This is a genomic window from Propionibacterium sp. oral taxon 192 str. F0372 (assembly GCF_000413315.1).
Lineage (GTDB): Bacteria > Actinomycetota > Actinomycetes > Propionibacteriales > Propionibacteriaceae > Brooklawnia.
Map to the genome: position 1 here is coordinate 1,270,401 of NZ_KE340297.1, position 15,295 is coordinate 1,285,695.

The following is a 15,295-nucleotide window of genomic DNA, read 5'->3' on the forward strand; positions in this document are numbered from 1 at the left end:
CGGTCGCGCCCGCTCAGCCCAATGCAGCCAGCACCTCGGCGATGCTGGTCGCGGTGACCACGCCCGCGGGTGGGGCCGGACGAGCGACCATCACCACCGGAATCTGCAGCTGGTGTGCGGCGTCGAGCTTCGCGGCGGTCGAGTCGCCCCCGGAATCCTTGGTCACCAGTACCGATGCATTGGTGCTGGAAAGCAGGTCCAGTTCGTCGTCAAGACCGAATGGCCCCCTGGCCTCCAAGATCTGCCAATCAGGTGGGTACGTTGTTGCGTCGGCCTCGGCGATGCGGGCCACTACTGGATGCAGTTCCAAGTAGTGGGAAAGTGGTTGGCGACCGACGGTGAGCAGCTTAGTGCCCGGATGGCCTGCGGCGGCGCCTGCCGCCGCGGCGTGGGAGCCGACCCACACCCATTCTTCGGCAAATCGATGGGTGCGCCAGCCTGGGCGCTCGAAACGAATCAACGGCACCTTGGCGGCAGCACATCCGGCGGCCGCATTGTGGTGCATCCGGTCCGCGAAGGGATGGGTGGCGTCGACGACCGCTCCGGTGTGCTCCTCGGTCAGGTGAGCGGCCAACCCCTCGGGCCCGCCGAAACCTCCCACCCGGGCGGCCGAGGCGCGTGCCGCAGCGGTGCGACCTGCCATCGAGACCAGCACCTCATGGCCGCGAGCGGTCAACTCGTCGGCGATATGACGCGAATCGGCGGTGCCGCCAAGCAGGAGTATGCGCACGCAACCACCATAGACGCTGCACCTTGCCGCCTTCTTGCCACGGGACCGGGGGTTATCACCAGGCATGAGCCCACCGCTTTCTCGGTCCCCCGGGCTGCCCGCTACCCAGGGGCCTGCGCATCCGTCCCGGGCATGTACCCGACGACCTCCACCCACGGGGCAGGCCGGTCCGCTTCGTCGCGCCCAGCGAATGTAGCCGACCACTCACCCCACACCATCCGCACCACGGTGGGCCGAATTGCGTCCCACCTTCACAACCAGGAGTTGCGATGACCGGATTTCTCATTGCAGGCACCTCATCCGATGCTGGCAAATCACTGGTGACAACGGGCATCTGCCGGGCATTACGTCGTCGTGGGTTCGACGTGGCTCCATTCAAGGCGCAGAACATGTCGAACAATTCGATGATCTGTGCCGATGGCTCCGAGATCGGCCGGGCCCAGTACCTTCAGGCCATGGCCGCCGGGGTAGAACCCACCTCAGCCCTCAACCCGGTGCTGCTCAAACCCGGCAGCGATCGTCGCTCCTTCATCGTGTTGCGTGGGCGCCCCGGAGGGATACTCGACTCTGGTCAATACGCCACTGGCCGAAAGCACTTGGCCGAGGCCGCCTTCGCAGCCTACGAGGAACTCGCCGCTGCCCACGACATCGTCATTACCGAGGGTGCTGGTTCCCCTGCCGAGGTGAATCTTCGCGACGGGGACTATGTGAACATGGGTTTGGCTAGGGAGTTCAATCTGCCGGTCGTCATCGTCGGAGACATCGACCGGGGTGGAATACTAGCCTCGGTCTTCGGCACTTGGGGGTTGGTGCGCGACGATGACCGTCCCCAGCTCGTCGGCTATGTGATCAACAAATTTCGTGGCGATGCCTCGATCCTCGCCCCAGGCCTGGACGATCTGTCGGCCCGGACCGGGTTGCGTAATCTCGGGGTGCTGCCGTGGTTGCGTGGAGTGTGGCTCGACGGGGAAGACTCGCTATCGGTGGACCGGTGGCGCAATCAACCCGATCTCTCCCTCGGCGTCAATGACCTGCGGGTCGGGGTGGTGCGCTTCCCGCGGATATCGAATGCCACCGATGTCGAGGCCCTGGCCCACACCGTGGGGGTGCAGGTGGAAATGACCGATGACCCGCACTTCCTGGCTGCGGCCGATCTGCTGGTGCTGCCCGGCTCCCGGTCCACTGTCCACGACCTCACTTGGCTGCGAGAACATGGTCTTGACGGGGTTGTTTCCACGAGAGTTCGGGCGGGGCGCCCGGTACTCGGGGTGTGCGGCGGCTACCAGATGCTCGCCGAAGTGATCAACGACACCATCGAATCGGGGGTCGGTGAGGTCCCCGGGCTGGGGCTGTTGCCGGTGCGTGTCGATTTCGCCGACGCCAAGACCACCCAGCTATCCGTCCACCACTGGAACGGTCATGAGGTGCACGGTTACGAGATACACCACGGTCAGTGCACCCGCACCGGACAGGCCACCGCCTTCCTTGACGGATGGCAGGTCGGCGAGGTGTACGGCACCATGCTGCACGGTTCCTTAGAGAACGACGCTTTCCGGCTCGCGTTCCTGCGGCACGTCGCTGAGGTCACCGGATCGCCCTGGCGCCCCGACGAATCGGCGGTGGGTTATGCAGCAGCCCGGGAACGCATGATCAACACCTTGGCAGATGCCTGCGAGGAGAACCTCGACCTGGACACCATGGTGGAACTCGCAGCCCAGGCGCGACGTCGCGGTGTGCGGCACGAAGCCGTCGAGAAACAACCGTCTGACACCAATACGAAGACCACCAGTGCAGGTTCATCTGCAGATGAAGCGCATTCCATCGCCCAACCCACCACCTGGTCGAAGCGGAACTCTACCCGGCTCATCGTCCACACCGGTGATGGCAAAGGCAAGACCACCGCAGCAATGGGCATCGGTCTGCGCGGGTGGGCGCAGGGATGGAATATCGGGATCTTTCAATTCATCAAGGCTGGCCGTTGGCCAACCGGGGAACGCCTTGCTTTCACCACCCTCGCCGCGCAGCACAGGTTCACCGGCGTGGGCGGGGAGATCGAATGGGTGAACCTCGGGGCTGGACGCACCAAACTGCGTCCCGGACAGACAGCCGATCAGGCTCGGCTGGCGCGCGAGGGGTGGGAACTGGTGCGTCGGCGTCTCAGCGATGGCGGGCAGCGACTGATCATCCTCGACGAATTCAACCATGTGCTCAACAAGGGATGGCTCGACGTTGATGAGGTCGTCGAGGTGCTGAACGGACGCGGGGACGTACACGTGGTGTGTACCGGGCGCAACGCCCCCCAGCAGTTGATCGACGCGGCCGACCTGGTGACCACCTTCGACAAGATTAAACATCCTTTCGACAAGGGTGAACGTGGGCAGGCCGGGATTGAGTGGTGAGATGAGAATTCCTCGCATCGTTGTTGCAGCACCGAACTCTTCCTCGGGTAAGACCACCATCTCCATCGGGTTGATGGGTGCCCTCACCGCAGCCGGGCATCGCGTCGCCCCGTTCAAGGTGGGTCCCGACTACATAGACCCTGGCTATCACACGCTGGCCACCGGCCACCCGGGGCGCAACTTGGATGCCTGGCTGTGTGGAACCGAGCTCATCACCCCGCTGCTCGCCCATGGTGCACTGTTGCCCGACGACCAGTACGGCCCCGCCGAGCTGTCGATCATCGAAGGAGTGATGGGGTTCCTCGACGGCCGCCTCGGAGTCACTGACGGAGTGCGTGGCTTCGGATCGACCGCCCATGTCGCGTCCCTCACCTGCTCACCAGTGGTGCTGGTTGCTGACGCCACCGGGGTTTCTCGTACCTTGGCCGCCACCGTCGGTGGGCTGGCCCGCAGCGGGGATCTGCTGGGTGGCGGGCTGGTGGCCCCCCACATCGCCGGGGTGATCATCAACAAGTGCGGCTCCGCCCGCGCTGTCGGTGAACTGCGCGACGCTTTCAAGGCCGTCGGCCTGCCCGTACTGGGGGCCGTTCCCCGCTCCACCGACCTTGTGGTGCCTTCGCGGCACTTGGGCCTGGTGCCCGCGGCGGAGCGCGACCAAGCCCGGGCAGCGGTCGACGCCGCGGCATACCTGGTTGCCGAGCATGTCGATCTCGATGCGGTGCTCCGGGTGGCCACCGCCGCCCCCGAACTGGAAGTGACTCCATGGTCACCCGTCAGTCATCTGCGTGATGCCTTGCAGCAAGCCGGTTCGGTACCGCACCCGGGCACCCGGATCGCGGTTGCCGCCGGGCGTGCTTTCACTTTCCGTTATGCCGAAACTGTCGAACTGTTCCGGGCCGCAGGGGCCGAGGTCGTCGAATTTGACCCGATGACCGACGAACATCTGCCCAGCGATGTTCACGGCCTCTACCTGGGTGGCGGCTTCCCCGAGATTTACGCCGAAGAACTGGCCGCGAACCTGCCATTGCTAGAGGAGGTCCGTCGTGCTGTGGCCGACGGGGTGCCCACATGGGCGGAATGCGCCGGGATGCTGTACCTGTGCCGGCGTCTGGACGGCATGGACATGGCTGGTGCACTGCCGATAGATGCCACGATGACCCCGCGGCTTACCCTCGGCTACCGTACCCTCACTGCCACCACCGATTCCCTGATGACCAGGGCGGGGGAGCAAGTCAATTCCCACGAGTTCCATCGCACCGCCACCACCTTGCTTGATGACTCCTTGCCTGCGGCCTGGCAGGTCTCATCTCCCGGTAACCCCACCAAGACCGAAGGACTAGTCGGGGTCAATGTGCTTGCCTGCTACCAGCACATTCATCCTGTGGGGGCTCCGGGAATCGTCGCCGGATTCGTCGCCGGGGCTCACGCCCGGGCCATCCGTGGGCGTGCTGCTGTCCGTATCGCCACCACCACCGGGCGGCGCCCAGAACCCGATCTGCGCCACCACGGCGATGGGGATCTCGCGCCCGGGTTGGTCGATCTGGCGGTCAACGTCCACCCGTCGACCGACTGGCTGATTGATGAGATCGTCGAGGACCGCTCCGCCTGGGGCGCCTACCCGGACCCTGCCGCGACCGAGGCCATACTCGCTGCCCACCACGCGGTGAGGCCGGAACAGGTGCTGTGCACCGCCGGAGGGGCCGATGCCTTCACCCTCATCGCACGGTATTTTGCGGGCGGACGGACGACCATTGTCCATCCCCAGTTCACCGAACCGGAGCAGGCAGCCCGGACGTCCGGCCATCAGGTTTCCCGGGTGTTGCTGCGTGCCGATGACGGATTCCGCCTCGACCCGCAGCAGATCCCCGGTACCGCGGAATTGGTCGTTGTCGGCAATCCGACGAACCCCACCGGGGTGCTGCACCCCGCTGAGACGATCGCCTCTCTCGCCAGACCTGGACGTACCGTGGTCGTCGACGAGGCCTTCATGGATTTTGTTGACGACGCACCCTCGCTGATCTGTCGGTTTATGGAGGGCATCCTCGTGGTGCGCTCAGTGACGAAGATGTGGGGCATCCCCGGGCTGCGCGCCGGATACCTGGTGGGTCCCGCCGAGCTCATCGCGCGGCTACGCGCCTTGCAGGCTCCCTGGCCGGTGTCGGCCCCGGCGCTGCGAGCCATGTCGCTGATCGGTGACTCGCGAGCAGCAGACCATGCTGCCCAGGTACGTGCCCTGACCGCTACGCGACGCGAGGTGTTGATCGGCACCCTGACCGATATCGGCCTGTCGGTGGTGGCCGGGTCCCGTGCGCCCTTCATCTTGGTGGATGCCTCGGCACTTGGCGATGACCCGGTGGCGCGACTCGCGGAAAATGGTTTCGCGGTGCGACGTGGGGACACCTTCCCCGGGCTGGGTCCGGGCTGGATTCGCGTCGCAGTGCGCGACGATGCGGTGTCGGCTGCCCTGGGTCAAGCGTTACGCAGAGTATTGGGATGACGCCGGTTTGCCGTTGGCAAGGTCTCAATTGACCGGATCAGTCAGGACTTATGGTCGCTTTCCTTATTCCTGGTCTTGATGCAACAGGGGAGCGTCGACTGCCCATCCGGAGACGAAATCATACAGCGGCTTCAATACCCGCTCGAGGACCTCTGGCGGCAGGTCGGCGATGCAGTTCATCCGCGGAGTCATCTCCATTACCGCGTGCAGCATGATCACATCCCACAGTCCAGCAATGTTCTCGATAAACGATCTGGTGGGCATGGTGACCGAGATCTGGAAGTACTCGACTACTTGGTCGAGCTGGGCGCTGAGCACCTCCATCGTCAGCTTGTGGGTCTTCAGGAAGGCGTCACGGACTTCGGGATTGCGGGCCGCGTAGAGCCGCAGTTCGGGATAGACAAGCAGGAAGTCGCGGTCGGTCTTCTGCTGGGACATGAAGTAATCGGTGGCGAACTTCAGGAGCGACTCGCGGGTGACCTCTCCCTCATGGGAGCCCAGCAGCTCACCGATCACTTGCGCTGCATCCTCGCTGCTCATCGTCTCGAAGGCCTGGGCAGAGTTGTCACGGTCCAGTTCGAGGATGGCGATTACTAATTCGTTCTTGGAGGAGTAGTTTGAGTAGAAGGCGCCTCGGGTGAAACCAGCTCGTTCACAGATCTCCTCGACACTAGCTCCCAACACTCCGCGATCTGCGAAAACACCGATTGCGGCGTCGAGGATCTTGGACCGGGTTTCTGCGCGACGGCGAGTGATCTGTGTATCCATGTCGGGTCTCCATCTCAGGGGCTTTCCACTGGGGAGACTAGGTTAGAGACATGTTCTGATGCATTCGCGACGCGCCTTGGAAAGTGCGACCGATACAGGGTTGTAATCAGTTGGTGACTTTTTGATGGGCCCGTTGTGCATGCCGTGGGAATACCGGTCTTGCGTGCCGATACCCCCACGGGTTTTTTCTATTGAATTTCAATCGTTTACGCGTTCTTGAATGGTGAGTATCCGGTGGTGCAGCGGATGACAGAAGGCCAATGCCGCCACCGTGAGGACGAGACCGGAAACCAACACTGCAGCCATGATGAGCACCCCGGTACTGGCCTCCGGTGCGTAGCCTCGGCTGGCGGCAAACTGGTACATCGGATAGGCCAGCCCCATGCCCATCAGCGGACCGAGAATGATCGCGAGGGCGAAGGGTCCGAGAGTCTCGACCCACATGACCTTCATTGAAAAACCGTCGGGGGCACCCATCTTGTGCATCGAGCGGGACTGCTCTGCCCGCTCCAGGACCCCCGAAGCCTGGGAGACGAATACCGATACCGCAGTGAGCAGCAGACCGAAGGCCAAGACGATGACCGTTCCCTTAGAGAAGTCCCAGCGGGCGGCCTCCGTGAGGGTCGCTGCGGGGCCGGTCGCTGATGAGGAGTCGATGGCGATCGGCATGATGGCGACGAAGCCACCGATCAGCGACAGCAAGGAGAGCCCGGAGACCCGCTGCCACGTGGCCTTCGGCGAGGTTTCAATGCGACGGGCGGCCCAGATGAGGGTGGGGGTAGGTAGTGCTGCGAAGAGCTTGGAGATCTGCTGCAGGATCAGTGGGCCGACGATGTTGAGCGACTGGACCAAGACCATGAGGACGGCGATCGTGATCAGCAGCTGTCCGGTGCCGGCTTTGGGGTCGAAGGAGGACCAGATGATTCCGCCGAACACCAGGATCGCGGCGAAGGCGACCATCCGCCACCAGCTGATGGCTGGGCGGGAGGAGAGCCGTGCGACACCCAGCGGGGAAATCCGCACCTGGCGCAGGCCGCGCCATGAGGAGAATAGGCCCAGCAGCACCACCGCGGCGCAGACCAGCAGCGCCATCCACCAGGAAAGGGTCATTTCATCGGCGGTGATGGCCATGCCGAGCATCTCCAGGTTGACCCATAGGCCGTGGGTGCACCAGTAGATGACGGCTCCGATGAGGGCGCCGATGCTGGCCTGGATCATGGTGTCCACCAAGGTCATGTTTGTGACATCACTCGAAGACAGTCCCAGCAACCGCAGCGTCGCCAGGCGGCGCTCCCGACCGCGCGCCCCGAGCACCGCGGCTCCGGATGCGAGGGAAATTGCCGAGGGGACGACCAGAGCACAGGCGATGAGGGCCAAGATGAAGTAGAACATGGGCAGGGCATCGAAGGTTGAGTCGGCGGCCAGCACCTCGGCGATGAGACCATGCGGGTGCTTCCAGCGATTCCAGAACATCACTGTTCCGGCGGTCACGGTCAGGGCAGTGGCCGTCACGATGCTGTAGGCGCCGACGGCGGATACCCACAACAGGGATTCCCCCTCCTTGCTGCTGAATCTGGCACGGGTCAGTTGCAGAGCCAGGGAGCCGAGTCCTTGGGCGCGGGGCGGGGCGACGAGGGTGGTGCTCACAGCATGACCTCCTCATGGATCGGGGTGTTGTTGTTCTTGGAGGATTCGATGTCTAGGCGACGATCGGAGTGCACCAGCCCGTCGCGGATCTCTACCAGCCGCGCGCACCAGCGGGCGACGTTGATGTCGTGGGTCACCATCACCAGGGTGGTGCCGGCCATCCGGGCGGTGGTGGTGAGCAACTGAATGACTTCGTGGCCGGTGGCCTGATCAAGAGCGCCGGAGGGCTCGTCGGCGAAGATCACCTTGGGACGGGCCACCATGGCCCGGGCGATGGCGATGCGCTGTGCCTGGCCGCCGGACATATCGCCGGGGCGACGGTTGCGCAGGTCGATCAGGCCGATCCGTCCGATTACCTCGTCGGCTGCAGCGAATGCCTTCGACTTTTTGGTGCCGGTGAGCATGAGGGGCAGGGCGATGTTCTCCCGGGCGCTGAGCTCGGGAATCAGCTGGCCGTCCTGGAAGACGAAGCCAGCATTTGCCAGACGCAGGTGGGAACGCCGCCGATCGCTCATTGAGGAGATCTCTTCACCGCAGAAGCTGACCTGACCGATCTCGGGGGTGAGGACACCAGACAGGCAGTGCAGGAGAGTGGACTTGCCGGAACCGGATGGGCCCATGATGGCCACCGATTCGCCGGCTCCGACCGTCAGCGAGACTCCGCGCAGGGCAGGGACTTGGCCGAAGGACTTGGTGATGTCGTGGGTCTGAAGTACAGGCTGGGTTGCGGTGGTTGTGTTCATGGCTTCATCCAACCGGGATGACGTCTGGTGCGGCACAGTGCTGGGGATGATTTGTGGGTAGTGCCAGCGCTACCCGATCGGTTCGTCTCAGGTGGAGAGTGGGGATAGATTTACGGTGTGCTGTTTGGGCGACACAAGCAGATCCCGCCGGCCTGGATGCCTGCTGGGGAGGAGGATGCTGCACGCACCATTGAGCGGCTGACGAATTCCCGGCGAGTGATCGTCGAGGCCTACGAGATCGAGCGTCGGCGCATCGAACGGGATTTGCACGACGGTGCCCAGCAATATCTGGTGGCCGCATCCATGAAGTTGGGGGAGGCCCAGCTCTCGCCTGCCGTGCGTTCCGATCCAGAGCTCGCAGTCCTGCTCACCGAGGCAGGGAAAGCACTTTCCGATGGACTGTCGGCTCTACGCCGCACGGTGCGTGGCATCCATCCCCAGGTGCTGGGTGAGCGGGGCTTGGAAGCCGCGCTGGGCGATGTCGCCACCACCGCGGCAAATCCGGTGCGGATTGTGTGCCCCAATCCGCTGCCAAAACTGCCTGAAGGGGTGCTTGCCGTCGGTTATTTCTTCGTGTGCGAGGCAATCACTAATGCTGCGAAGCATGTCCCGGGAATCCCTGTGACCGTTCTGCTCAGTGCTGACCAGGATCTGCGGATATCCGTCCTCGACGAAGGGCCCGGCGGGGCACGGATCATTCCCGGCCATGGTCTTGCCGGGATGGTAGAACGGCTCGCCACCTTTGGTGGGAGGCTCTCCCTCACTTCCCCGCCAGGTGGCCCAACCCAACTCATCGCAACCATTCCGGTGCTGTTGCACCGGGGAGAATCCGGAGTGAACCTGTGAATGACACCAACGCCGCGCGGCCCCGGCTGGTGGTGGCCGATGATTCCGCCCTGTTGCGTGAGGGCCTGGTCGGACTTCTGCAACGCCAGGGATTCGACATCGTCGCCACCGAGTCCCGGGCCGATGCCGTCCGCCAGACGGTGACCGCGATGATCGAGAGTGGCGATGCGCCCGACTGCCTACTCACCGACGTGCGGATGCCCCCGACGATGTCCAACGACGGGCTGGTGACAGCCTTGGACCTGAAGACGGCTCACCCCAGGCTGTCGGTGATGGTGCTTTCCCAGTACGTGGCCCCGGTTTATGCCCAGCAACTATTCGCTTTGCCCAACCCTGTGGAATCGGGTGGATCGGGATACTTGCTGAAGGACCGGGTCTCCCAGGTGGTTGATTTCATCGACTCGCTGCGGCTGGTGATTAGCGGCGGGGTGGTCATTGACCCGGAGGTTGCCCGGGCAATGATGATGACCTCTCGTAGCGGGCTTGGCGAGCTGACCCGGCGGGAACTTGAGGTGCTGGAGTTGATGGCTCGCGGAGAGTCCAATTCACAGATCGCCGGGCGGCTCGTGCTCTCCAGCGCCGCGGTGGCCAAGCACGTGTCGAATATCTTCGCCAAACTCGGCCTGGCGCCTGACGAGGAGAATCGCCGGGTCCGTGCGATCCTCGCCTTTCTGTCTCAGTCGAATTGATCTATCCCGGCAGCGCTCCGGGTTTTCCGCCGTGGGCGAGTTTGTCTTCCCATGGGCCAAGTGTGATGGGCCAGCCCTATACCGCGCGGGGATCGCACTTACGTCGCCGCTGGGCACTAGGCTTGGTGACAACCATTCGGACACCGATGAAGTCGTCGAAGGAGGCCGTCATGGCTACCGCAACCAATATCGCAGGAAAGATCGTCGTCGGTACCGATGGATCGGACCGGGCGACCAAGGCCATTGACTACGCCGCAGATCGTGCGGTGGCCCGCGGTCTGGAACTCGTGATCGTCAATGTCATCCCGGAGATGCCCCTACCGGGCCGTACCTCAGCGGCCTCTCGTATCCATGATGGCGTCGCCTATGTGGAGGCGTACACCAAGGCGGCCCAGGAACGTCTGAATGCGCGGGTCGCTGAGGTCATGCAGCGTTTTCCCGGTGTAGTGGTGAGTGGCCAGCTCGTACACGGCCATGCATCCCATGTGCTGGCCCAGGCATCCAAGCAGGCCGCGATGGTCGTCGTCGGGGCCCGTGGGCAGAGCGCCCCCGTCTCGGTGAAGGTACTCGGTGGCACATCTGATGCGGTGACCGCCCACGCTCGCGGGCCGATCACCGTGATCTCTGATTTTGCCGAGATCACCCCGGATGGCCCGGTGGTGGTAGGCGTCGACGATTCTGCCCAGGCAAAGGTTGCCCTACACCTCGGTTTCGAGGTGGCCAACGCCCGCAGGGTACCGTTGATCGTCATCAACTCCTGGGACATCGGGCCCTACGATGCCTTCAATGCCGACATCTGGGCAGCTGCGATGGAGTCGATCACCGCCGAGTGTCAGCAGATGGTCGATGAAATGCTGGCTCCGGAGAAGGCTCAGTTCCCCGACGTGCAAGTGGAGACCCGGATCAAGCGTGGGCGTCCTGGGGTTGCCCTGGTTGAGGCCTCGAAGGGGATGGGCCTGATGGTCGTCGGTTCCCGTGGCCGGGGTGGGTTCAAGGGCCTGTTGTTGGGATCCACCTCCAAGCAGGTGCTGCGCGAGGCGCTGTGCCCGGTGGTGGTCACTCACTCCACCGAGTTGGTGCCAGACGGCCCCGAGCACATATGATGGGTGAAGGTTCCCCGTGCGGCGGCATCTCGCCTAACTCCCCCAGGACCGGAAGGTAGCAAGGGTAAGTGAGCTCTGTCGGGTGCGCGGGGAGCCCCTTTTCGTCCTAAGTGAGTATCCAAGCTCAGGTGGTTGCGCCCCGAAGATGAGCTTCCGAGACGATCCGGCGCCGAATCGGTGGGGCTAGTGTTCTCAATGTGACTCAAGTTCCTGATTTCCAACGCGTGATTGATGAACTGAACGCCGTGTCTGAACGGCTCCAGGCGCAGAGCGAGGAGCTCACCGCAGCACTCGTTCAGTCGGCGTCAACCAAGGAGTGCCCCGAGTTCTGTCTCAAGCTCCAAGGAGCGACTCAGATCACCGAACTGACCTTCACCGACAGAGCGCTTCGCACCGCGCCGACGGCTCTGCGAGAGAAGCTGTTGGCCGCATGCGCCGAACTCGAATCGAAAGCCACTTCCGGATTGGCCAATCGAGTTGCCCGTATCACCGGCAACGAGGAGTTAGCGGCGGGCATCCGCGCCCATGTATCGGTCGCGATAACAGATGATGAGGAACCTGGAACCACAGAGCGTGACCGGGCTGGTGGGGTACAGGCAGGAAATCTTACTGACGAGCAACTTCTAGCGTGGGTGGAGAACAACATTCAGGTCGATGATAGTGACAGTTTCTCGTTCGATGACCTGTTTGATGACGTTCCCGGCTGGGATCCGAACAATCGGATCAATCCGCATACGGCCCAAGCTGAGTTCGAGGCGGAGATTGCCAGAATTCAGGATCAGGCGAAAGGACTTGCTCAGCGTCTTGAACAGATCGAGGTGACGGAGTCTAATTCTCATCTGAGTGTTGTTGTTAGTGGTCATGGGAAGCTGATTGACGTCGTCTTTCGGCCACGATTCGGGGACGCCGGTGCGAATGAGCTGTCCAAGGAGTTTCTCAAGCTGTATTCCACTGCTTGTGTTAAGGCCAGCACCGAGGCTCTTGGGCTTGTGGCGGTGATGGAACCAGATTCGGAAAACCCAGCGTACTCGGTGCTGCAAAAAGCGCACGATGAGTTCAAGAATCAGCAGGATCGTGTTGCGCTGGCAAACGAGAAGGAGTGAAAGTGCAAGATTTTGAAGTGAATGTTGCCGATTTGCGTGACCATGCAAGCGCGGTTGGCAATTTGGCGGGCGATGTCCACACCATGAGTGGTGAAATTTCCAGCGCTAGTGCTGATCAGGCTCAGATGTATGGCATGTTCGTTGGCCCGATGGTGTGTGCTGGGTTATCGGTGATGCTCTTGAGTGCTGAGAAAATGGTCGACCGGGTCGCTGATCTTGTGGAGGGTATCGGCGGCAATCTGTCCGGTACGGCCGATGACTATCAACAGACGGAGGAAGCGAATGTTGCTGAAGCGAAGAATATTCAAGATATGCTCTCAGGAATTGGAGGGGCGCGGGCATGAATGACAATAATACTTTTGCGCTGCCCGACGTCACGGCTGGCGGCGCGAAGATGAACGTTCCGATCTACTCAGCGATCGCTGATGCGAGCAAAGAGTTGGGCAATGGTCATTTCAATTTTGGTGATGCAACCTCCGTTCTCAATGCGGGGATGGATATCCTGACGACCGTCTTGGATCCGCTCGGGGCTATCATTGGTGCAGCACTGGACTGTTTGAAATCATTGATCCTTGAACATGTGAAGCCGCTGAATGAAGCACTGAACATGCTCGCGGGGGACCCGGATGGGATCTATTCGAGTTCACAAAGATGGATCGACTGGGGAAATATTGTCGTAAATCTTGGGAACAATTACGTGGACATGATTGCGAATGTCGATTCATGGAAGTGTCCGCAGGCTAATCTTTACCGAAGTACGGCACGTGGGGTTCGTGACTTCTTTCAAATGCTTGCAAAAAGTTTGGGAAGTGTTGCCGGATTCATGCAAATGGTTGGCGCGGTGGTTGCCATCGTGCGCGAAATTTTGTGGATCCTGCTGAAAGAAGTTCTGACGGAAGTGATCAAGAACGCTCTCCTCACTTTGGCCGCTTCGATTCCGACCCTTGGGACGGCCATTGCGGCCTTCACTGCGTGGTTCACTGCGAAGATGGCGATTGTGTTCAGCAAGTTTTCCAAGAAATTGTCGGAGTTGGTGAGAAAGGTTTCTGATCTGCTGCGAAAGCTTGGAAAGAGCGGCCGAGCAATGGACGGCGCAGGGGACACGCTGTCAAGCGTCACGGATAAGCTCGCAGACCAGTTGGCAAAACTGGGGAAGAGGCTGGAGAACATAGGCTATAAAGGACTCGATGATGTCGGCGGACAGCGCCCGAAATTTCCTGGGATGGTTAGCCCTGAAGCGGGTGCCCGACTTCCCCTTGACAACGCCAATAGTCACGTAGATGATGTCAACAGGTATGTTCAGATAGGGAACACGACAGTGACCAATGCTGAGCACGGGGAAGCTTCTGCCGAGCAGGCCCGAAACCAGGTTGGTGACGTGAAGCAAATGCCCTAAGGATACTGGCCTTTGCCCTAGAACTCAGTCCAGTACCCAGCTGGGCAGGCCGACCAGGTAATCGTTGATCTCCCCACCACCCCAGTTGGAGGCGAAAACGATGCGGCTCAGGTCGCGGGAGGCGCTCGCATGCGGTTCCAGGAAATAGGAATCGCCGCTCACGTCATCCCAATTGGCGTGAATGTGGGCCACATTCAATGCCCTGCCGCCCGCCCGCAACTCCAATAGCCATACCTTGCGGTATTCTGGGCGCAGCGTTGGGGCCGGTTGTTCGGGTGCTGAATCGGTGTGGTCTGCGTAACTGGAGACCACCACCCAGCCTGGGCGGTCGAAGCACTGGCCGCTGATGTGACAGGCATAGGCCTCCCCTGAGGCTGGGTAGAGGGTGTGCAGGTTGGTGCGTTCGCCGTTCTCCACATTGATGGCGGTGATCTGTCCCGCACCGTAGTCGGCGACGACCAGCAGATCTTCACCTGCGGCCCCGATCGCCAGGTCGGAGTGCTCGGACGCGTCGATCAGCCGACGTTGATCCTTGAACTTTTCGTCGTAGGCGACGGTGCCACCCTGCCCGGCCAACCAGGAAACCACCACCCGCTTCCCGCTTGGGGCGATGCTCACATGATCGGGGAAAGCGCCTGGAGTGGGGAAGTCTTGTGCATCTAGGGTCCCGATCACTTTCCCGATGGTTGGGTCAACGGTGACGATGCCGAAACAGGAGTTCTTCTGGGTGGCCTCGTCGTAGCGTGTCGCCATCAGGGCCAGGCGGCGCCCGTCGGCGCTGAGCCCGCCCTCACCTTTGGTCCAAAACGATGTCGCATCGCCCCACGGAGTCTTGCCGGCCAGGTCGAGCACGACATTGCCATCCTGGTCCCACCACGTGGTGGCTCCGTTGCGTGCGGTGTGGATGAACCGGGCGGGGTCATGTGGATCCCACAGCGGTTCACAGTCGCCCTCCAGACGCTCCAGCACCCGGATGCGCTCGAAGGTCGTGGCGTCGTGCAGGCTCCAGCTGCCGTTCTCGCCCTGGGCCAAGAATCTGCTGTTGTCGGCGTTGAACACCTGTCGGCGTGAGTACTCGTGACGTAGCCAGGCTCCCGACTCCGGGGTTGCAGCGGTTATCCGGTAGATGCGGGTCGCATAGGTCGGGTCGATGACTGCGTCGCCCAGTCCGGCTGACACCTCGGGGCGGGACACTGCGGGGATCGGATCGGCGGAGAGCTCACTCAACCGGAAGGATTTGTCGTAGAAGTCATCGAAGGGATTGGGGGGTGCATTGACCGGGGTCGGCGCGGATCTGTTCGTCTGGCATGCCGCGAGACCCGCCGCTGCGCATAGCCCCAGAATCGTTCTCCTCGTGATGTTGTCCATTGCTGC

The 15,295-nt window shown here is 62.2% G+C and carries 13 protein-coding genes, 1 other RNA gene and 1 pseudogene; 10 read left to right on the top strand and 5 right to left on the bottom strand.

The window, feature by feature from the left end; genetic code table 11:
* Positions 1-13 precede the first annotated feature (13 nt).
* Positions 14-730, bottom strand: a complete 717-nt coding sequence (locus HMPREF1531_RS05920) for a cobalt-precorrin-6A reductase (protein ID WP_036897343.1) — start codon at positions 728-730, stop codon at positions 14-16.
* 269 nt (positions 731-999) lie between these two features.
* Between HMPREF1531_RS05920 and HMPREF1531_RS05925 the strand changes: the two are divergent.
* The 3 genes and pseudogenes from HMPREF1531_RS05925 to HMPREF1531_RS05930 all read left to right on the top strand — a co-directional run.
* A pseudogene (locus HMPREF1531_RS05925) lies at positions 1,000-2,439 on the top strand (cobyric acid synthase); the annotation flags it as partial.
* 111 nt (positions 2,440-2,550) lie between these two features.
* Positions 2,551-3,129, top strand: a complete 579-nt coding sequence (cobO, locus tag HMPREF1531_RS13885) for a cob(I)yrinic acid a,c-diamide adenosyltransferase (RefSeq protein WP_442852411.1) — start codon at positions 2,551-2,553, stop codon at positions 3,127-3,129.
* A gap of 1 nt (position 3,130) precedes the next feature.
* Positions 3,131-5,626: a cobyrinate a,c-diamide synthase gene (locus HMPREF1531_RS05930; RefSeq protein WP_016669022.1), complete on the top strand. Its 2,496-nt coding sequence runs from the start codon at positions 3,131-3,133 to the stop codon at positions 5,624-5,626.
* A 63-nt stretch (positions 5,627-5,689) separates the two neighbouring features.
* Here HMPREF1531_RS05930 and HMPREF1531_RS12865 read toward each other — a convergent pair whose 3' ends face one another.
* The 3 genes from HMPREF1531_RS12865 to HMPREF1531_RS05945 all read right to left on the bottom strand — a co-directional run bounded on the left by HMPREF1531_RS12865 (position 5,690) and on the right by HMPREF1531_RS05945 (position 8,784).
* A complete protein-coding gene (locus HMPREF1531_RS12865; protein WP_016669023.1) occupies positions 5,690-6,394 on the bottom strand; it encodes a TetR/AcrR family transcriptional regulator in 705 nt (234 codons plus the stop codon).
* A 198-nt stretch (positions 6,395-6,592) separates the two neighbouring features.
* The gene (locus HMPREF1531_RS05940) at positions 6,593-8,041 is read right to left on the bottom strand and encodes an FtsX-like permease family protein (protein WP_016669024.1); all 1,449 of its coding nucleotides are present in this window, start codon (positions 8,039-8,041) and stop codon (positions 6,593-6,595) included.
* Positions 8,038-8,784, bottom strand: coding sequence for an ABC transporter ATP-binding protein (locus HMPREF1531_RS05945; RefSeq protein ID WP_016669025.1), 747 nt, complete (start codon positions 8,782-8,784; stop codon positions 8,038-8,040). Before HMPREF1531_RS05945 ends, HMPREF1531_RS05940 begins: the two co-directional genes overlap by 4 nt.
* Before the next feature lie 117 nt (positions 8,785-8,901).
* On the opposite strand from HMPREF1531_RS05945, the gene HMPREF1531_RS05950 reads away from it, so the two are divergent.
* From HMPREF1531_RS05950 to HMPREF1531_RS05975, 7 genes are all read left to right on the top strand, one after another.
* Positions 8,902-9,630, top strand: a complete 729-nt coding sequence (locus HMPREF1531_RS05950) for a sensor histidine kinase (RefSeq protein ID WP_016669026.1) — start codon at positions 8,902-8,904, stop codon at positions 9,628-9,630.
* Entirely contained in the window at positions 9,627-10,319 is a 693-nt protein-coding gene (locus tag HMPREF1531_RS05955; RefSeq protein WP_016669027.1) for a response regulator transcription factor, read from the top strand. Before HMPREF1531_RS05950 ends, HMPREF1531_RS05955 begins: the two co-directional genes overlap by 4 nt.
* A gap of 170 nt (positions 10,320-10,489) precedes the next feature.
* A complete protein-coding gene (locus HMPREF1531_RS05960; protein ID WP_016669028.1) occupies positions 10,490-11,422 on the top strand; it encodes a universal stress protein in 933 nt (310 codons plus the stop codon).
* 5 nt (positions 11,423-11,427) lie between these two features.
* An RNA gene (ffs, locus tag HMPREF1531_RS13220) (signal recognition particle sRNA small type) lies at positions 11,428-11,524 on the top strand.
* A gap of 95 nt (positions 11,525-11,619) precedes the next feature.
* Positions 11,620-12,525: a hypothetical protein gene (locus HMPREF1531_RS05965; protein WP_156860192.1), complete on the top strand. Its 906-nt coding sequence runs from the start codon at positions 11,620-11,622 to the stop codon at positions 12,523-12,525.
* Between the two features lie 2 nt (positions 12,526-12,527).
* Positions 12,528-12,869, top strand: coding sequence for a hypothetical protein (locus tag HMPREF1531_RS05970; protein WP_016669030.1), 342 nt, complete (start codon positions 12,528-12,530; stop codon positions 12,867-12,869).
* The gene (locus tag HMPREF1531_RS05975) at positions 12,866-13,921 is read left to right on the top strand and encodes a hypothetical protein (protein WP_016669031.1); all 1,056 of its coding nucleotides are present in this window, start codon (positions 12,866-12,868) and stop codon (positions 13,919-13,921) included. The genes HMPREF1531_RS05970 and HMPREF1531_RS05975 overlap by 4 nt, the downstream gene beginning before the upstream one ends.
* A 24-nt stretch (positions 13,922-13,945) precedes the next feature.
* On the opposite strand, the gene HMPREF1531_RS05980 is transcribed toward HMPREF1531_RS05975, so the two are convergent.
* Positions 13,946-15,289, bottom strand: a complete 1,344-nt coding sequence (locus HMPREF1531_RS05980; RefSeq protein ID WP_016669032.1) for a hypothetical protein — start codon at positions 15,287-15,289, stop codon at positions 13,946-13,948.
* Positions 15,290-15,295 lie beyond the last annotated feature (6 nt).